We start from the raw sequence: 14704 nt of genomic DNA, 5'->3' as shown, positions 1-14704 counted from the left end.
GGACGGAGGGGCGTAGGGGCCTGAGGTTCCGGAGAATGGCTTCCGGAGGCGGGAGGGTTACCTGCCGCCGTTGTACGGGCCGTACGGGCCGTCGCTGCTGCTGCCGCCTCGGCGGCCTCCGCCGGAGACCTGGCGCAGCGCGGGGCGCACGTCGACGAAGAAGACGATCGTGGCGACCAGACCCGCGAGCTGGAGGAAGAGCATCGGCACCAGCAGGTTCACCGCCACGGTGATGCCGAGGATGATCAGCCAGAACACCTTGTTCTGCTTGTCCGCGGCGCGGTAGGCGTCCTCGCGGGCGATCGCGGCCAGCACCAGCGCCATCACGGCGAGCACGAGCATGGCTGTGAAGATCAGCCACATCAGACCGCCGAATGCCGTCATCAGCACAATGTCCACCGCCCGGTTCGAGTCGTCTCTACGGCCACCGTACCCGGAGAACGGGCCGGGAACTCGGAGAGTGCCCGGCCCGTCCGCGCACGGCGGAATCGTGGTGCTCCGCTCGGCTACTTCGCGGGCGGAGTGGTCTTCTTGGCGACCGGCTTGCGCACGGAGGCCTTCTTCGCCGGGGTCTTCTTCGAGGCGGAGTCCTCGGCGGCGACCGCCGGCTTCACCTCTTCCTTGACCTCGACCGGCTCGGCCTTCGGCTCGACGACGATGGCGAAGTCCTCGATCTCCTCGGCGGCCTCGCCGCGCCAGGTCCGCACGGTCTGCTCGCCGTGCTCGGCGACCTTCTCGTACGTCTCGCGCGCCTTGACGGCGTACTCGGCGGCGACGCCGACACCGCGCAGGGCGAGGTCCTGGGCGGACTCGCCGAGCTTCTTCAGGTCGGTGTCGAGGGTGCTGAGGATCTCCGTCACCTTGGCCTGCAGGTTCTCCTGCGCCACCTTGGCGCGGGCGGTGGCCTTCTCCTGCACGGCGTTGGGGTCGATGTTCTTCACGGTGTCGATCCGGCCCGGGGCCTCGGCGCGGATCTGCTCCACGATGCCGGGGACCTTCTTCGCCTGCTGAACGGCCAGGTCGGCGGTGCCGGCGAGGAAGTAGAGCGGGGTCGGGTCCGTGGCGGCCTTGCGGATGTCGTCGGTGATGGCCATGACGATGGTCCTCCCGTAATCGCTATCAGCTGAGGGTTTTGGTGATCCGCATGCGGTCAGCTCGCGCTCTGCTGCGGACCGGCATCGCTGCCGTCGGCCGTGCGGGGGCCGCGGACTGCGCTGTCCTGTGAAGGCTGGGCGTCCGGTATGTCCTGAGCCTCGGGTGCGTCGGTGCCGGGCACCTCGTCGCCGTGACCGGTCTCGTCCGCCGGCGCGATCTCGAATCCGTTCTCCTTGCGGAAGGACTCGTAGATCTGGAGCAGCACCTGCTTCTGCCGCTCGTTCAGCGTGGGATCGGCGAGGATGACGGCACGTGTCTCCACCTCGTCCCGGTCCCTCTCGGCGTCGAGGATGCCGGCGCGCACGTACAGCGTCTCGGCGGAGATCCGCAGGGCCTTGGCGACCTGCTGGAGCACCTCCGCGCTCGGCTTGCGCAGCCCGCGCTCGATCTGGCTCAGATACGGATTGGACACCCCGGCGGCGTCGGCGAGCTGCCGCAGCGACAACTGCGCGGTGCGCCGTTGTTCCCGCAGGTACTCACCGAGATTGCCGACGTTGAGCGATGCCATGACTCCACCTTGCCCCATCCTCGCTAACTATTGCAAGCACCCGCTTGCAAAAGTGCGCCTCGCCACAGAGGTGCGGCCCGTCGGTCGATCACGACGGCGGCATCGCAGCCGGGGTCACCAGGGCAGCGGGCGGGTGTGGATCACGTCCAGGCGGGACACCGCGCGGGTCAGCACCACGTAGAGCCGGTGCAGGCCCCGTGCCTCGGCCTCCGCCATCGCCGCCGGTTCCACGGCCACCACGTGGTCGTACTCCAGACCCTTGGCCAGACTCGCGGGCAGCACGGCGATCCGGGCGCCGAGTTCGTCGACTCCGGCGACGTCCATCCCGGCGGCGCACAGCGCTTCCCGCACCTGCGCGACATCCGCGTCCGCGGCAATGACCCCGATGGACCCCTCGTGCGCGAGCGCCTCCCGTACGGCCGCGACCGTCTCGGCCGAGAGGTCGGCGGCCGGCCGGATCCTCAACTCGCCATCCCTGCGCAGGGACCGGGCCGCAGGGACGTCCACGTCCAGACGGCCGAGCACCTGGTTGGCGAGTTCGACGACCGCCCCGGGCACCGGAACCCGACCGTCAGCGGGACGACGGCGGCATCCGGCTTGCCCAGGTGGGCCAGGAGCTCGCCCCACTCCCGGGCCGCCCAGGGGGTCGTGCCCTGCGCGAGGTCCCCGAGCACGGTCAGCGACCCGAAGGAGGCCCGCCGCGCGATGGCCCGGCACTCCATCGGCGACAGGTCCTGCGCCTCGTCGATCACCAAGTGGCCGTATCCCTCGGGGTGTTCGATCAGCCCGGCGATCTCGTCGAGGAGGACGAGATCGGCGGCCGACCAGCGCGCCGACTTCCACGACCGGGGCGGCTTCGCCCACAGGAGCGCCTTCCGCTCCTCGGCGTCGAGGATCCCCTCGGCCACCCGCTCCAGCGCCTCGGCGTCGGTGAGCAGCCGGGCGAGCAGTTCCTCGGGGCGCACCTTCGGCCAGACCGCGTCGACGTACGCGCCGACCGGCCGGGCCCGCGAGATCCGCTGCGCCCAGGCGTTCGTCTGCGGACCGGACCGCAGTTCGGCCTTCTGCCGCACATGACGCACGACCCGCGTCCGCACCCGCTCCCGCCCCACGTCGTACGGCGGTTCCTCGGCTCGTACGTCGTCCACGATGCGGCGCAGTACGGCGACGGGGACCCGCCAGCGGTAGGTGCCGTCCGGCACCGCGAGGTCGTCGTCCGGCACGCCGATGTTCCCGTACAGCGCCCGGTGCAGCACCCGCGCCATCCGGGCGTCGTGCTTGACGGCCGCGGCACGTTCGCCGTCCTCCCCGGTCACCGGACGGCGGGCGATCTCCTCGCCGACGGTCGACTGGCGCACGCCGGTCTCGCCGAGCGCGGGCAGGACCTCGGCGATGTACGACAGGAAGGTGCGGTTGGGGCCGAGGATCAGCAGTCCGCCGCGCCGGACGCGCTGGGGATGCGTGTAGAGGAGATAGGCGGCCCGGTGCAGGCCGACGGCCGTCTTGCCGGTGCCCGGGGCGCCCTGCACGCAGACCGAGGCCGCCGGATCGGCCCGTACGAGATCGTCCTGTTCGGGCTGGATGGTGGCGGCGATGTCCCGCATGGGGCCGACGCGGGGGCGCTCGATCTCCTCGGTGAGGATCGAGCCTCCCCGGGCGGCCCCGTCCTCCGCGCTCCCGGCGCCGGCCGGCTCCTGACGGGCCGGGCCTGATGACTGCCGCTCCATCCCGATGGGCTCGTCCTCGAGACCCGTGAGGTCGGCGGAGTCGCCGCGGCTGCCGGGGGCCCAGCCGAACCGGCGGCGGACGGCGACGCCCTGGGGGTCGCGGGCGCCGGCCTGGTAGAAGGCGCGCGAGACGGGGGCCCGCCAGTCGACGACGAGGGGCGGGGCGGCGGGGTGCTCCCTGATCCGCAGCCGCCCGATGTGGTAGCTCTGCCCGGCGTGATCGCCGGCGGCCGCCACGGAGTCCTGGAAGTCCAGCCGGCCGAAGAACAGGGGGCCTTGGGGCAGCTCCCGCATCTCCTTGGCCCGGCTGCGCAGCCCGTACCCGAGCACTTCGGCGTCGGCCCCGGAGGCGGAGACGTCCTCGCCCGCGACGACCTGTTCCTCGGCGCCGTCGACCATCGCGGCGAGGGCGGCGCGACAGGTGTCGTGGAAGGCGCGTTCGCGGGCGAGGGAGCGGGTCAGCGAACGGGCGGGCGGCAGGTCCGGGGCAGGCCGTCGGGCGGGGTCGGGGTGCGTCATTCCATCCAGGGTACCGGAATAACGTAACCGAGTAACATTTTTAACTCAGGCACGACCATGGGGCGGTCACCGGCTCGCGTGAGCCGGACGGGCCGCCAGCCCGGGAAACGCGGCCGCGAGCTGCGCGAAGGCCCGCTCGGCCGCCGCCACCGCGTCCGGCCGTACGGCCGCCACCCGCTCCCCCTCCGCGATCCGCCGCAGGTTGTCCTCGGCGAGGATGCGGCGCACGGCCGTGATCTGTCCGGCCGCGAGCCGCGCGTCGAGTCCGGCGCCCAGCGGCTCGGCGAGGGCGTCGGCGAGCGCGGCCTCGGACCGCTCCAGGTACCCGTACATCCGCGCCACCAGCGAGGGCGTCCCGTAGAGCAGCCGGTGGAAGGCGAGGGTGCCGGGATGCTCGTTGAGCCCGGTGACGGGGTCCTCCCGGCGCAGACCGTCCAGGAAGTGCTCGCGGAGCGCGTCGATCGCGGACCGCCCGGCCGCCCGGCCCTCCTCGACGACCCGCGCGGCCTCGGTCTCGTGGTCCGCGAACCGGTGCAGGACCAGGTCCTCCTTGGACGGGAAGTACCGGAACAGCGTCGGCTTGGAGATCTCGGCGGCGGCCGCGACCTCGGCGACGGACACGGCGTCGAACCCCTTCTCCAGGAAGAGGCCGATGGCGGTGTCGGAGACGGACTGGTACATCCGTCGCCTCTTGCGTTCACGCAGTCCGGTGTCACTCATGGTCACGAGCCTACGCAGGGGCGGGGGCCGGTGACCGAGTCATGGCCGGCGCTTGCCGCCGACCGGCGTGTAGCTCTTGAAGTACCACTTCTCGAGCGAGGTCGTGACGTCCTCCACGGTCGGCGACTCGATCCCCAGCGGTTCCGTCGCGGCGTGCAGCACCTGCTGCAGGCCGCCGCCCGCGCGGACCAGGAGACGCTCGTCGACCTCCGGCTCCTCAGTCAGCGACAGAGCCGTCCGGATGACGTCGGTGAAGACGGACTGCGCCCGCTTGTAGGCGAGCAGCTTGGGCAGGTCCGTCTCCCAGCCTGCCGAGCTGCCGGGGGCGACGCCCTCGACGGTCTCGCACCACCGCTCGGCCATCCGGCGTTCCTGGTCATCTGGATACCGCATCAGGTAGAGGTGGGTGGCCAGGTCGTAGAGCGGGTCGCCGAACATCGCCAGTTCCCAGTCGATCGTCCAGAGCCGGCCGGCTCCGTCGACCACGAAATTCTCGCGGTGCAGATCGGCGTGCAGCAGACAGAAAGGGCGCGGGGTCAGTCCCGACACATGCCGCCGAAGATTCCTGAAGGAAGCGGGGCGCAGATTGAGGTCGCGGAACAGGCCGTCGAACCTGTGCATATTCCGCTGGTACACCCGCCTCTCCGTGAACAGGACGAGCCGCTCCAAAAACCCGGCGGTATCACCTTCGGCCGCCCGGTCGTCTGACGTGCATGTCCGTTCCGCGGCCAGGGAATCCGGCTTCACGAGGGCCAACTGCCCGAAAAGGGAAACGATTTGTCCGAAGAGGGACGAGGGGATCCGGCCGCCGGATCCGTACCGCGCCCCCAGCGTCTCACCCTCGATGAACCGCTGGAGGCGGGTGGGGGCCACCGCGATGAGGTCGGGGATGCCCGCGATGCGCCCCTGCAGCGCACCGAGTACTTCCTCCTCGGACGCGAAACAGCGCCGGTCGAACCACAGCAGCCCGGGTCTCGGCTCCCGGCACTTCCAGCGGACCTGTTCGCCCGGCAGCGGAACGACATACGTCTCGTGGTGGTAGCCGTGGAGTGGTCCTTCGACCGCTGCCTCGTCGCCACTCACCTCAACGGCTCGTCGCCAAGCCAAAGAAGCCGATTCGGGTGCCATTGACCGCTCTCACGTGACCGCAAACCGATGAGAAAAGAGGAGAGAAACGTACTCCTCAGCTCCTCGTAAATGGGCATAGTTCCAGAAGACCCGCTGCACATACCGCTGATCCGCCGAGCGGACGGACGAGCCGGATCCGGAAAGCGGCCGCTGAGCAGCGAGTACGCCACCGTGGGCCACGATGCGACCTCTTTCCGGTTCACACGGTCGGGGCACAGCGCACGCGCTCAGTGCTGACCCCACAAAGCCCGCAGCACCGTCTTCATCGACGTCACCACATGCTCGGCCCCGGCGTCCCGGAGCTGCTTCTCCTTGTCCTCGTGACGCGCGTAGCCGAGGAACGGGACCCCGGCCCGCTGGGCCGCGTACAGGTCCGAGGGGGCGTCGCCGATCATGAGTGCCTTCGACGGCTCCGCGCCGAAGGCCTTCAGGGCCCGGTTGAGACAGTCGGGGTCCGGTTTGAGGTGGCGCAGATCCTGGGTGCGGCCGTAGATGTGGGGCGCGAAGCATTCGGCCAGGCCGCGGCCCTCCAGGTAACGGGCGGCCGTGCGGGGCGAGTTGTTGGTGGTGACCGCCAGCCGGGCACCGACGGCCGTCCAGGTCCGTATCACCGCGTCGGCGTACTCGGTGGGCCAGGCCTTGGGCACCGCCTTGAGTTCCTGCTGGGTGAACCGTGCCTCCAGCTCGGCCACCAGGTCGCTGCGCGGACGCCGCCGGTCGACCGCGTGCAGGACCTCGAGCGGATCGGGGTGTCTGCTCTCCTCCGGGGTCAACAGCCCGCGCATCCCCTGTCGTTCGAGCCAGTCGACCAGATCCCTTGCCACCGTCTCGGCGGCGTGCCCCGCGTACAGCCGGCAGATCGGCCCGTCGAAGTCGAAGAGCACGAAGCGCGCCCGGGTGATCGTGTCCCGCAGGTTCTCCGTCTGAGTCGCCACCGCATCAGTCTGCGTCGTATCAGAAGTCACTAGTTGAGTTTCAGGTCGGTGGTGATGGTTTCCCAGAGGGCGTTGAACCACTTCTGGGACTCGTCCACGAACGCGGTGTCCCGCGCGCCCGACCGCTTCTCGAAGGAGAAGAGCAAGGACTCCGTGCCCAGGGCGTCGTACATGTCCAGCGTCTCGTCGTCCGAGATCTCCTCCTCCCGCCTGGCGATCATGTAGTAGGCGATCAGCGCCTCCGTCCCGTTGAGCAGGTACAGCTTCACGGGCGGTGTGAAGGGCAGGGCCCGGAAGGTCACATGGACGTCGATGCCGTGCGAGGAGCGCAGGGCATGGAGGTTGTGGCGCAGGACGTGGCCCTGGGCGTTGCGCTGCTCCAGCCAGCGCCGGTGGACCGGGTCGTCGTCACCGCGGTCGTCGACGGAGATGGGGAACGCCAGGTTGATCTCGCGGCTGGGCAGCAGGATCCGGAAGTCGATGCGCTCCGGGCGGATCCTGCCGTCGTGGATCTGCCGCACCGGCTCGCTGAGCGCCAGCATCAGCGTCTCCGCGGTGAGACAGGCCGCGTCGATCCGCACATGGGGGACGGAGAACGCCTCGGCGAGACGCGGGGCCAGGCCCACCATGGTCGGCTGCGGTCCGTTGCGGGTGGGAGCGACCTGCGCGATCCGGGGTGGACTGCCCTTGCTGACGTTGCTGAGCAGGCCGCCCTCCTGGAGTTCGCGCAGGGCGAGGCGGACCGTGCCGCGCTCGACGCCGAACTCGTCGGCCAGCTCCGCCTGGGTGGGCAGACGGTCTCCGGCCTTCAGCTCGCCAGTGCGGATGCGCTCCCGCAGGACCTCGGCGATCTCCTGCGGCGAAAGCCTTCTGCTGCTGTCACTCACCACAACGTTCTCCTGAGTCACGACCAAACGGTACAACTCTCTCCCATCTTTGGGGAGTTACTCGAAAGTTGTTTATGGACACTTACCAAGTGGGGACAACCTAACCAGAGTTGGTTACCAACTTGGCCAAGATGGCGGAAGTTTTGCCTCCTCTCACCCATCCACGGCACCCAGCACCCCGAGCAGGTCACCGAAGAGAAGCAGGAGGAACCACCATGCCCGCCATCGCCCTCCTCTCCGCCGTCTTCGTCGTCGGCTTCGAGCAACTCGTCCAATGGCAGTACGGACCGACGGGCATCGTCGGTCTGCTGCTGCTCACCATCGGGATCAAGGCGAAGAACCCCACGTGCAGCTCCATCGGAGCCGTCGTCCTGGCCCTGCTGGTGGCGGGACCGGCCGTCAGTTCGTGATCAGCGGTTCCGAACTGATCGTCTCCCACAGCGCGTCGAACCAGAGGTGGGACTGTTCCACGAACGTGGTGTCCCGCAGTCCCACCCCCCGCCTGAACGGGAACAGCATCGACTGCGTGCCCTCGGCGTCGTACGTCTCCAGGTACTCGTGGTCGATCTCCTCGCCCCGCCGCGCCAGCGTGTAGTACGCGAAGAGCGCCTCCGCCTCGTTGAGCAGGTAGAGCTTCACGGGCGGTGTGAAGGGCAGCGCGCGGAAGGAAACCCGCACGTCGACGCCGTGTGTGGTCCGCAGCGCCAGCAGATTGTGCCGCAGCACCTGCACCTGGGCGTTGCGCTGGGCCAGCCAGCGACGCCGCGGCCGGTCGTCCGCCAGGCCGTCGACCGGCGTGGGAAACGCGAGGTCGATGTCGCGGCTGGGAAGCAGCACCCGGACGTCGACCCTGGCCGGTTTTAGGCGTCCCGCGTGAATCTCGCGCAACGGCTCGCCCATCGCGAGGGTGAGCGACACCGCGGTCAGACACAGCGCGTCGACCGCCACGTGCGGGACCTCGAAGGCCGCCGTGATCCGCGGGGCGAGCGCCACCATGGTCGACTGCGGCCACGCCTGTGGCCCGGTCAGAGCCCTCTCGGGGTGGTCCGCGACCGTCGCCGGGCTCCCCTTGGACACGTTGACGAGCAGGTGCTCCGACTGCAGGATGCGCAGCGCCTGGCGCACCGCGCCGCGCTCGACGCCGAACTCGTCGGCCAGTCTGGCCTGGGTCGGCATGCGCTCGCCGGCCCGCAGCTCACCGGACCTGATCCGGCTGCGCAGCTCGTCGGCCACCTCGCGGTGTGACCTCGGCGGCCGTGGTGACCTGTTCCGTCCGTTGACGACGGCATGCTTCGGCTCCACAACCAGAACCCTACAACTTCCCGCCATCTTTGGGCAGTTGCCGGATAGGTGGTTATGAGTCGTCCCAACCCGGAGATAACTAAGGATGAGTTGGTCGCCAACTTGCACAACATGGTCAAACTTCCGGAGGGTTGGCCGCCGAAGTTCCACCCGGACGCCGGGTGGCCGGGGCGGACGGTCCTCAGCGGGGGTCCGCCTCCCCGTCCCCAAGGAGGGACCGTCATGCCGCTCGTCGCCCTCGCCGTCGCCGCCCTGGCCATCGGATTCGAGCAACTCATCCAGTGGGAGTACGGGCCGATGGGCATCATCGCGTTCGTCGCGCTGTCCGTCGGGCTCAAGGCCCGGAACACCACCGTCAGCGGCATCGGGGCCGTGATCCTCGTGATGCTGCTCGCCCAGTCCGGCTGAACGGACGACACCGTCCGCCAGTCCGGCTGACCGCGCTCCCTTCCGGAGGGGAGCCGGGAGCACGGTCAGTCAGCACCACACAACTGAATCGCTACGGATCGGCAGCCGCCCGCCACCCGCACGGAAGGAGAACGCCCTTACAGACAGCGACCGTTCAGAAGATGTCCGGGCACCACGGTCGCCTGGACGTCCGCAGCAGGGCGTCGGCCAGAGCGGCGGCGCCCTCTTGCCGTTCCCGGACCCGGCCCAGCGCCGCGAGCCGCACCGCGGACTCGTCCCCGAGCCACAGCGTGGCCAGATCGGCGATGGACAGCGACAGGTCCGCCTCCTCGGTCACCGGCTCGCAGGTCGCCGTGCCGTCCGGGGCGGCCCGGAGCCGGAAGCGGCCTCCGTCCGGTCCGCCCTCGTCCCTCACGTCCAGCACGAGCGTCCCGGCGGTGCCGTACGTCCGCGCCTCCAGGGCCCGTACGACGTCCAGGATCCGCACCCAGAGCCAGTCCGTGTGGCTGGTGACACGGGCGCCGCGCGGGTCGGGCAGGAACTGCGGCAGCAGGTCGTCGGGGGCGCGGCGGCCGGTCTTGACCCGGGTGATCCAGTCGATCGAGCAGAGGTAGCTCCACAGGGCACGCTCGGCCGCCGGCGTCGCCGCGAGCAGCCACTTCACCTCCGCCGTGTTGTGGGGCTGGTTGGAGTCTCCCCAGTCGTCGTCGGCGGTGTAGGAGACAAGTCCCTCGATCTCGCCCGACGCCGAGCGGTAGGCGGCGTAGAACGGTTCCTTCCAGGGGAAGCCGGCGAAGCGCAGCAGGCCGGTGTTCATCTGCCACCAGCGGGCGTCGCGGTTGATCATTCCTGGCCGGCCGCGCCGGACCCGCTCGTGCAGCTCGGGTCCCGCCTTGCGGACGTCGTCGGCGTCCAGGAGGTCGATACGGCCGCCGTCGGCCGGGCCCGCCCAGCGCGGGTCGAGACCGGTGCGCGGCACGTCCACCGTCCACTCGGTGGAGGTGGTAGCCGGGCCGAAGCCGAACCGGCCGTAGATCGGGTACTCGGCCGCGATGAGCGTCGCGACGACGTCGCCCCGCTCCCTCGCCGCCGCCAGGTCGGCCGCCATCATGCGGGTGAGCAGGCCCCGGCGGCGGTGCGTGGGGGTCACGGTCACGTTCGAGATGGCGTCCGCGGGGACGACCGCACCGCCGACCGCGGTGACCTCCTGCGGGAACGACCGGAACGTCGCCACACAGCGGGAGCCGTCGAAGGCGCCCAGGGTCCTGCCCAGGATGAACGCCGTCCGGCGGTTCTCGACGTCCTCGTCCGAGACGGCCGGCTCCTGAAGGAACCCCGTCTTCACGGCGCGCAGCCAGTCGCGGAGGTCGGGGGCGGCGATCGGCCGTACGTCGATCACGTCGGCGGCCGCGCCCGTACCGCCGGCGTCCGCGCCTCCGGCGCCTCCGGTGTCTCCGGCATCTGCGACGGCTTGGGCGTCCTGGGCGGCGAGAGCTTCGTGCGGGGTCATGGAGCCACGCTAGGCGGACCCCGGCCGGGGTGTCGCGCGGATTTCCGCGCGACCCCGCGCGGCCGGTCCCGGCGGTCCCCACCCGGGATCCCGGGTCACGAGGGCCCACACGGATCCCGGGCCGGAAGGCCCCCGGGATCCCGGGGCAGAGAGCCGCGCGGATCCCGGGGCGGAAAGCCGCGCGGATCCCAGGGCGGAAAGCCTTCCGGCCCGGGCCGGAAAGCCGCACGGCCCCTCGCGGCGCCCCTCGCGGCCGGTCCCGGCGGCCCCCACCCGGGATCCCGGGGTCACGAGGGCCCACACGGATCCCAGGGCGGAAAGCCCCCGGGATCCCGGGGCGGAGAGCCGCACGGATCCCGCGTCGGAAAGCCGCCCGGAGCCCGGGTCAGAATGCCGCCCGGATCTCCCCCACCTCGCGGCCGCCGCCGAGCAGGGGGGCCGCGCCGATCCGTGTCACCACCGGGCCGGTCACGCCCAGCAGGTCCAGGCCGCGGGCCAGGACGGGGCCCAGGGCACGGCCCCCGCCGTCGTCGATCTTGAAGGCCAGGGCGCGGCCGTCGGGCAGCGCGACCGCCTGGACGGCCTCGGCGCCCATCTTGGACAGGGCGCCCGGGACCTCGCGCATCAGCCACGTGTCGGGGCGGCGGGTGCCGGCGACGTACTCGGGGTGGGCGCGCATGGCGTCGGCCACCCGGCGCTCGGCGGAGCCGGGGGCCGCGAGCACGAAGGAGCGGAAGGCGCGGGCGAGACCCGTGAGGGTGATGGCCATCAGGGGTGCCCCGCAGCCGTCCGTGCCGACCGCCGCGACGCGCTCCCCGGCGGCCTCCTCGACCACGGTGTGGATGAGCTGCTGGAGGGGGTGCCCGGGGTCGAGGTAGGACTCGGTGGACCAGCCGCGCAGCGCGCACACCGCCAGCATCGCCGTGTGCTTGCCGGAGCAGTTCATGGTGACCCGGTCGCGGACGGCGCCGGAGGCGAGGTACGTCTCGGCCTCGACGGCGTCCAGCGGCAGGTCCGGCGGGCACTGGAGCTGTCCGGCGTCCAGCCCGTGCTCGACGAGCATCTTCTGGACCAGATCACGGTGGAAGACCTCGCCGGAGTGGCTCGCGGCGGCCAGGGCCAGACGCTCCCCGGCCAGGTCCAGGCCCGCGCGCAGGATGCCCGCGGCCTGCATCGGCTTGTTGGACGAACGCGGGAAGACCGGGGCCGTCACGTCGCCGAGCGCCAGCTCGACCGTCCCGTCCGCGGCCAGGACGACCAGGCTGCCGCGGTGGTGCCCCTCGGCGAAGCCGGAACGCACGACCTCGGCGAGCACCGGGAGCGCCCCGGACCCGCCGCTCGCACCGGACGTGCCGGACCGGGGGCTCCCCTCGGGACCGGGAGCCGAGCCGGGTGTACGAGCCGTACGGGGCGTGCTCGGGACGCCGGGTGCACCGGGCTCACCCGGTGTGCCCGGGGTGCCGTCGGATATGGGCGGGCCTTCGGGCGTGCGGGGAGCTGCGGACATCGGCGGTGGCCTTCCGGGAACGGGGACCCGCTCCGAAGGCGGCGGCCGGGTCGTGCCCCGGACGGCGCCCTCGCCCGCGCGGAGCGGAAGCGCGCCTCCTGGATGCCGGCGCGCCCCTCGGCCCCGGGATCGCCGGGGCCGCCACGTCACATGAGCAGGTCGTCTACTTGTGCTTCCCCTTCACGGTACCTGCGGGCGATCTCGGCGCTGCAATCGTCGGCCGTGCGCTGGAGCTGCTGGCGCCGCCCGGACACCTGCCGCTCGTACCGGACGAGACGGCCGAGCCCGGCGCCCAGCTCGTCGTCCGTGCGGGCCTCCAGGTCCGACAGCTCCACCTCGGCGAGCATGTCGGCGGCCAGTGCCCGGTACTCCTCGCCGTGCGGGGTGCCGACGGTGACGTGGCGGGCCGAGGAGCGGTACCGGGCCGGCGCGTCCGTCAGGATCTCCGAGAGCCGCTCCACGACCGAGGGCTTCCCGCCGTCCACGGACGCGAGGTGCCCGGAGGCGGGAGCGGGCATCCGGTGCTCCCCGCGGCGGGCGAGCTCCGCGCGCAGGATGTCGATGCGCCCCTGGAGCAGCCGCCGGACGTAGCTGAGGTCGGCCTCGTCCCGCTGGGCGTCCCGGCGCAGTGTCCGCAGTTCGGGCAGGCGGAGCACGGCGATGCCGGCCGGGGCCGGATCGGCCGCCAGCGGGCCGCTGTCGGTGCGCTGCACCGGCGTCCGGGCCGTCATCGCCTCTGCCCGTGCGCTCGTACGGGTCAATGACACGGCTCCGGTCCGCCCGGTCCTCGATGTGCTCATGTACCTCAACCGTCCCCTCGACCGGCGCGGTCCGCCCAACGGCCGGACCGCAACACCCCGCATGGTGCCACCCCAGATGGCCGCTATGTGACCGAGTGACCCGATCGGCCCCAGATGGCGGGTTGGTTACCCCGGAAAATCACGCGAAGGGCCCGCACGGCACGACGCAGCCATGACACGGCATCATGGTCCGCATGCGTGCGGTGGTGCAGAGAGTGGACGGCGCGAGCGTCGTCGTGGACGGCGAGACGGTCGGCGAGATCAGCGGCGAGGGCCTGTGCGTCCTGGTCGGGGTCACCCACGAGGACACCAAGGAGAAGGCGGCCCAACTCGCCCGCAAGCTCTGGTCGCTGCGGATGCTGACCGACGAACGGTCCTGCTCCGACGTCGACGCGCCGCTGCTCGTCATCAGCCAGTTCACGCTGTACGGCGACGCCCGCAAGGGCCGCCGCCCCACGTGGAACGCGGCCGCCCCCGGCGATGTGGCCGAGCCCCTGGTCGACGAGGTGGTCGCCCGGCTCCGCGAGCTGGGCGCCACGGTGGCCACGGGCCGGTTCGGCGCCCAGATGCGCGTCTCGCTGACGAACGACGGCCCGTTCACCGTCCTTCTGGAGATGTGAGCCCTACGGCTCGACCACGACCTCCTGTGCCGCCGCCGTCGAGTCCGCCATCAGCGGGGCGTCCACCGGCACGTTGCGCTTCACGAGGGCCAGGGCGATCGGACCGAGTTCGTGGTGGCGTACGGACGTGGTGATGAAGCCGATCGTGCGGCCTGCGGGGTCCTCGCCCGCGAGGCGCAGCTCCGTGCCGTGCGGGGGCAGGACGACCTCGCTGCCGTCGAGGTGGAGGAAGACCAGGCGGCGCGGGGGCTTGCCCAGGTTCTGGACGCGGGCGACCGTCTCCTGGCCGCGGTAGCAGCCCTTCTGGAGGTGCACGGCGGTGCCGATCCAGCCCAGCTCGTGCGGGATGGTGCGGTGGTCGGTCTCGAAGCCGAGGCGGGGCCGGTGCTGCTCGACGCGCAGGGCCTCGTGGGCGAGGAGTCCGGCGGGCGGTCCGGCCTTCTCCGCGAAGGACTCCAGGTCCGCGCGCGGCAGGAAGAGATCACGGCCGTACGGCGTCTCGCGGACGACGACGCCCTCGGGGACCTCGGCGATCGAACCGGCGGGCAGCTCGACGACCGCGAAGTCGGCGGTGCGGTCGGCGACTTCGACGCGGTAGAAGAACTTCATCGACTCCAGGTAGGCGATCAGCGCGTCCTGGGTGTCGGGCTCCGTGTGCATCCACACCGTCGTGCCGTCGTCCACGAGGTACAGCGCGTGCTCGATGTGGCCGTTCGCGGAGAGGATCAGCGCCTCGGTGGCCTGGCCGGCCGGGAGGTCGGTGACGTGCTGGGTGAGCAGCAGGTGCAGCCAGACCAGCCGGTCGTCCCCGGTGACCGTGACGACACCGCGGTGCGAGAGGTCCACGAAGCCGACGCCGTCGGCGAGGGCGCGCTGCTCACGGAACAGGTCGCCGTAGTGGGCGGCGACGCCTTCGTCCACGCCTTCGGCGGGAACGGCGCCGGGCAGGGCCAGGAGGGAACTCTTCATGGACATACA

The 14704-nt window shown here is 71.4% G+C and carries 15 protein-coding genes and 1 pseudogene; 3 read left to right on the top strand and 13 right to left on the bottom strand.

Features of this window, described 5'->3' with window-relative positions:
* Positions 1-57 precede the first annotated feature (57 nt).
* The 8 genes and pseudogenes from ACZ4TO_RS25970 to ACZ4TO_RS25935 form a co-directional block, all read right to left on the bottom strand.
* Positions 58-390, bottom strand: a complete 333-nt coding sequence (locus tag ACZ4TO_RS25970; protein ID WP_468025343.1) for a DUF2516 family protein — start codon at positions 388-390, stop codon at positions 58-60.
* A gap of 116 nt (positions 391-506) precedes the next feature.
* Positions 507-1094: a hypothetical protein gene (locus ACZ4TO_RS25965; protein WP_382792285.1), complete on the bottom strand. Its 588-nt coding sequence runs from the start codon at positions 1092-1094 to the stop codon at positions 507-509.
* Positions 1095-1150: 56 nt separating this feature from the next.
* Positions 1151-1663 (bottom strand): helix-turn-helix domain-containing protein, encoded by a 513-nt coding sequence (locus ACZ4TO_RS25960; protein WP_382792282.1) that lies wholly within the window; start codon positions 1661-1663, stop codon positions 1151-1153.
* Between the two features lie 114 nt (positions 1664-1777).
* Positions 1778-3909: pseudogene (locus tag ACZ4TO_RS25955) on the bottom strand (HelD family protein).
* Positions 3910-3975: 66 nt separating this feature from the next.
* Positions 3976-4629 (bottom strand): TetR/AcrR family transcriptional regulator, encoded by a 654-nt coding sequence (locus tag ACZ4TO_RS25950; RefSeq protein WP_468025342.1) that lies wholly within the window; start codon positions 4627-4629, stop codon positions 3976-3978.
* 39 nt (positions 4630-4668) lie between these two features.
* Entirely contained in the window at positions 4669-5712 is a 1044-nt protein-coding gene (locus ACZ4TO_RS25945) for a phosphotransferase (protein WP_468025341.1), read from the bottom strand.
* A gap of 272 nt (positions 5713-5984) precedes the next feature.
* Entirely contained in the window at positions 5985-6722 is a 738-nt protein-coding gene (locus ACZ4TO_RS25940) for an HAD family hydrolase (RefSeq protein ID WP_382792270.1), read from the bottom strand.
* Positions 6722-7606, bottom strand: a complete 885-nt coding sequence (locus ACZ4TO_RS25935; protein WP_382792266.1) for a GntR family transcriptional regulator — start codon at positions 7604-7606, stop codon at positions 6722-6724. The genes ACZ4TO_RS25940 and ACZ4TO_RS25935 overlap by 1 nt, the downstream gene beginning before the upstream one ends.
* 188 nt (positions 7607-7794) lie before the next feature.
* On the opposite strand from ACZ4TO_RS25935, the gene ACZ4TO_RS25930 reads away from it, so the two are divergent.
* Positions 7795-7989 carry a hypothetical protein gene (locus tag ACZ4TO_RS25930; protein WP_382792264.1) on the top strand — a complete coding sequence of 65 codons (195 nt, stop codon included), beginning with the start codon at positions 7795-7797 and terminating at the stop codon, positions 7987-7989.
* On the opposite strand, the gene ACZ4TO_RS25925 is transcribed toward ACZ4TO_RS25930, so the two are convergent.
* Entirely contained in the window at positions 7979-8908 is a 930-nt protein-coding gene (locus ACZ4TO_RS25925) for a FadR/GntR family transcriptional regulator (protein ID WP_451074986.1), read from the bottom strand. The genes ACZ4TO_RS25930 and ACZ4TO_RS25925 overlap by 11 nt on opposite strands.
* 195 nt (positions 8909-9103) lie before the next feature.
* Between ACZ4TO_RS25925 and ACZ4TO_RS25920 the strand changes: the two genes are divergently transcribed.
* On the top strand, positions 9104-9289 hold the full coding sequence (locus ACZ4TO_RS25920; protein ID WP_037622368.1) for a hypothetical protein: 186 nt from the start codon (positions 9104-9106) through the stop codon (positions 9287-9289).
* Between the two features lie 154 nt (positions 9290-9443).
* On the opposite strand, the gene ACZ4TO_RS25915 is transcribed toward ACZ4TO_RS25920, so the two are convergent.
* From ACZ4TO_RS25915 to ACZ4TO_RS25905, 3 genes are all read right to left on the bottom strand, one after another.
* The gene (locus tag ACZ4TO_RS25915) at positions 9444-10799 is read right to left on the bottom strand and encodes a GNAT family N-acetyltransferase (RefSeq protein ID WP_385042320.1); all 1356 of its coding nucleotides are present in this window, start codon (positions 10797-10799) and stop codon (positions 9444-9446) included.
* A 385-nt stretch (positions 10800-11184) separates the two neighbouring features.
* The gene (locus tag ACZ4TO_RS25910; protein WP_468025340.1) at positions 11185-12306 is read right to left on the bottom strand and encodes an asparaginase; all 1122 of its coding nucleotides are present in this window, start codon (positions 12304-12306) and stop codon (positions 11185-11187) included.
* A gap of 146 nt (positions 12307-12452) precedes the next feature.
* Entirely contained in the window at positions 12453-13106 is a 654-nt protein-coding gene (locus ACZ4TO_RS25905) for an RsiG family protein (RefSeq protein ID WP_382792251.1), read from the bottom strand.
* A 194-nt stretch (positions 13107-13300) separates the two neighbouring features.
* On the opposite strand from ACZ4TO_RS25905, the gene dtd reads away from it, so the two are divergent.
* A complete protein-coding gene (dtd, locus tag ACZ4TO_RS25900; protein WP_382792248.1) occupies positions 13301-13726 on the top strand; it encodes a D-aminoacyl-tRNA deacylase in 426 nt (141 codons plus the stop codon).
* Positions 13727-13729: 3 nt separating this feature from the next.
* On the opposite strand, the gene ygfZ is transcribed toward dtd, so the two are convergent.
* Positions 13730-14695: a CAF17-like 4Fe-4S cluster assembly/insertion protein YgfZ gene (ygfZ, locus tag ACZ4TO_RS25895; RefSeq protein ID WP_385042318.1), complete on the bottom strand. Its 966-nt coding sequence runs from the start codon at positions 14693-14695 to the stop codon at positions 13730-13732.
* Between the last annotated feature and the right edge of the window lie 9 nt (positions 14696-14704).

The organism is Streptomyces sp. NPDC028298 (assembly GCF_055565895.1).
The sequence above is the reverse complement of the archived record's forward strand: the minus strand, read 5'-3'. Positions and strand labels throughout refer to the sequence as shown.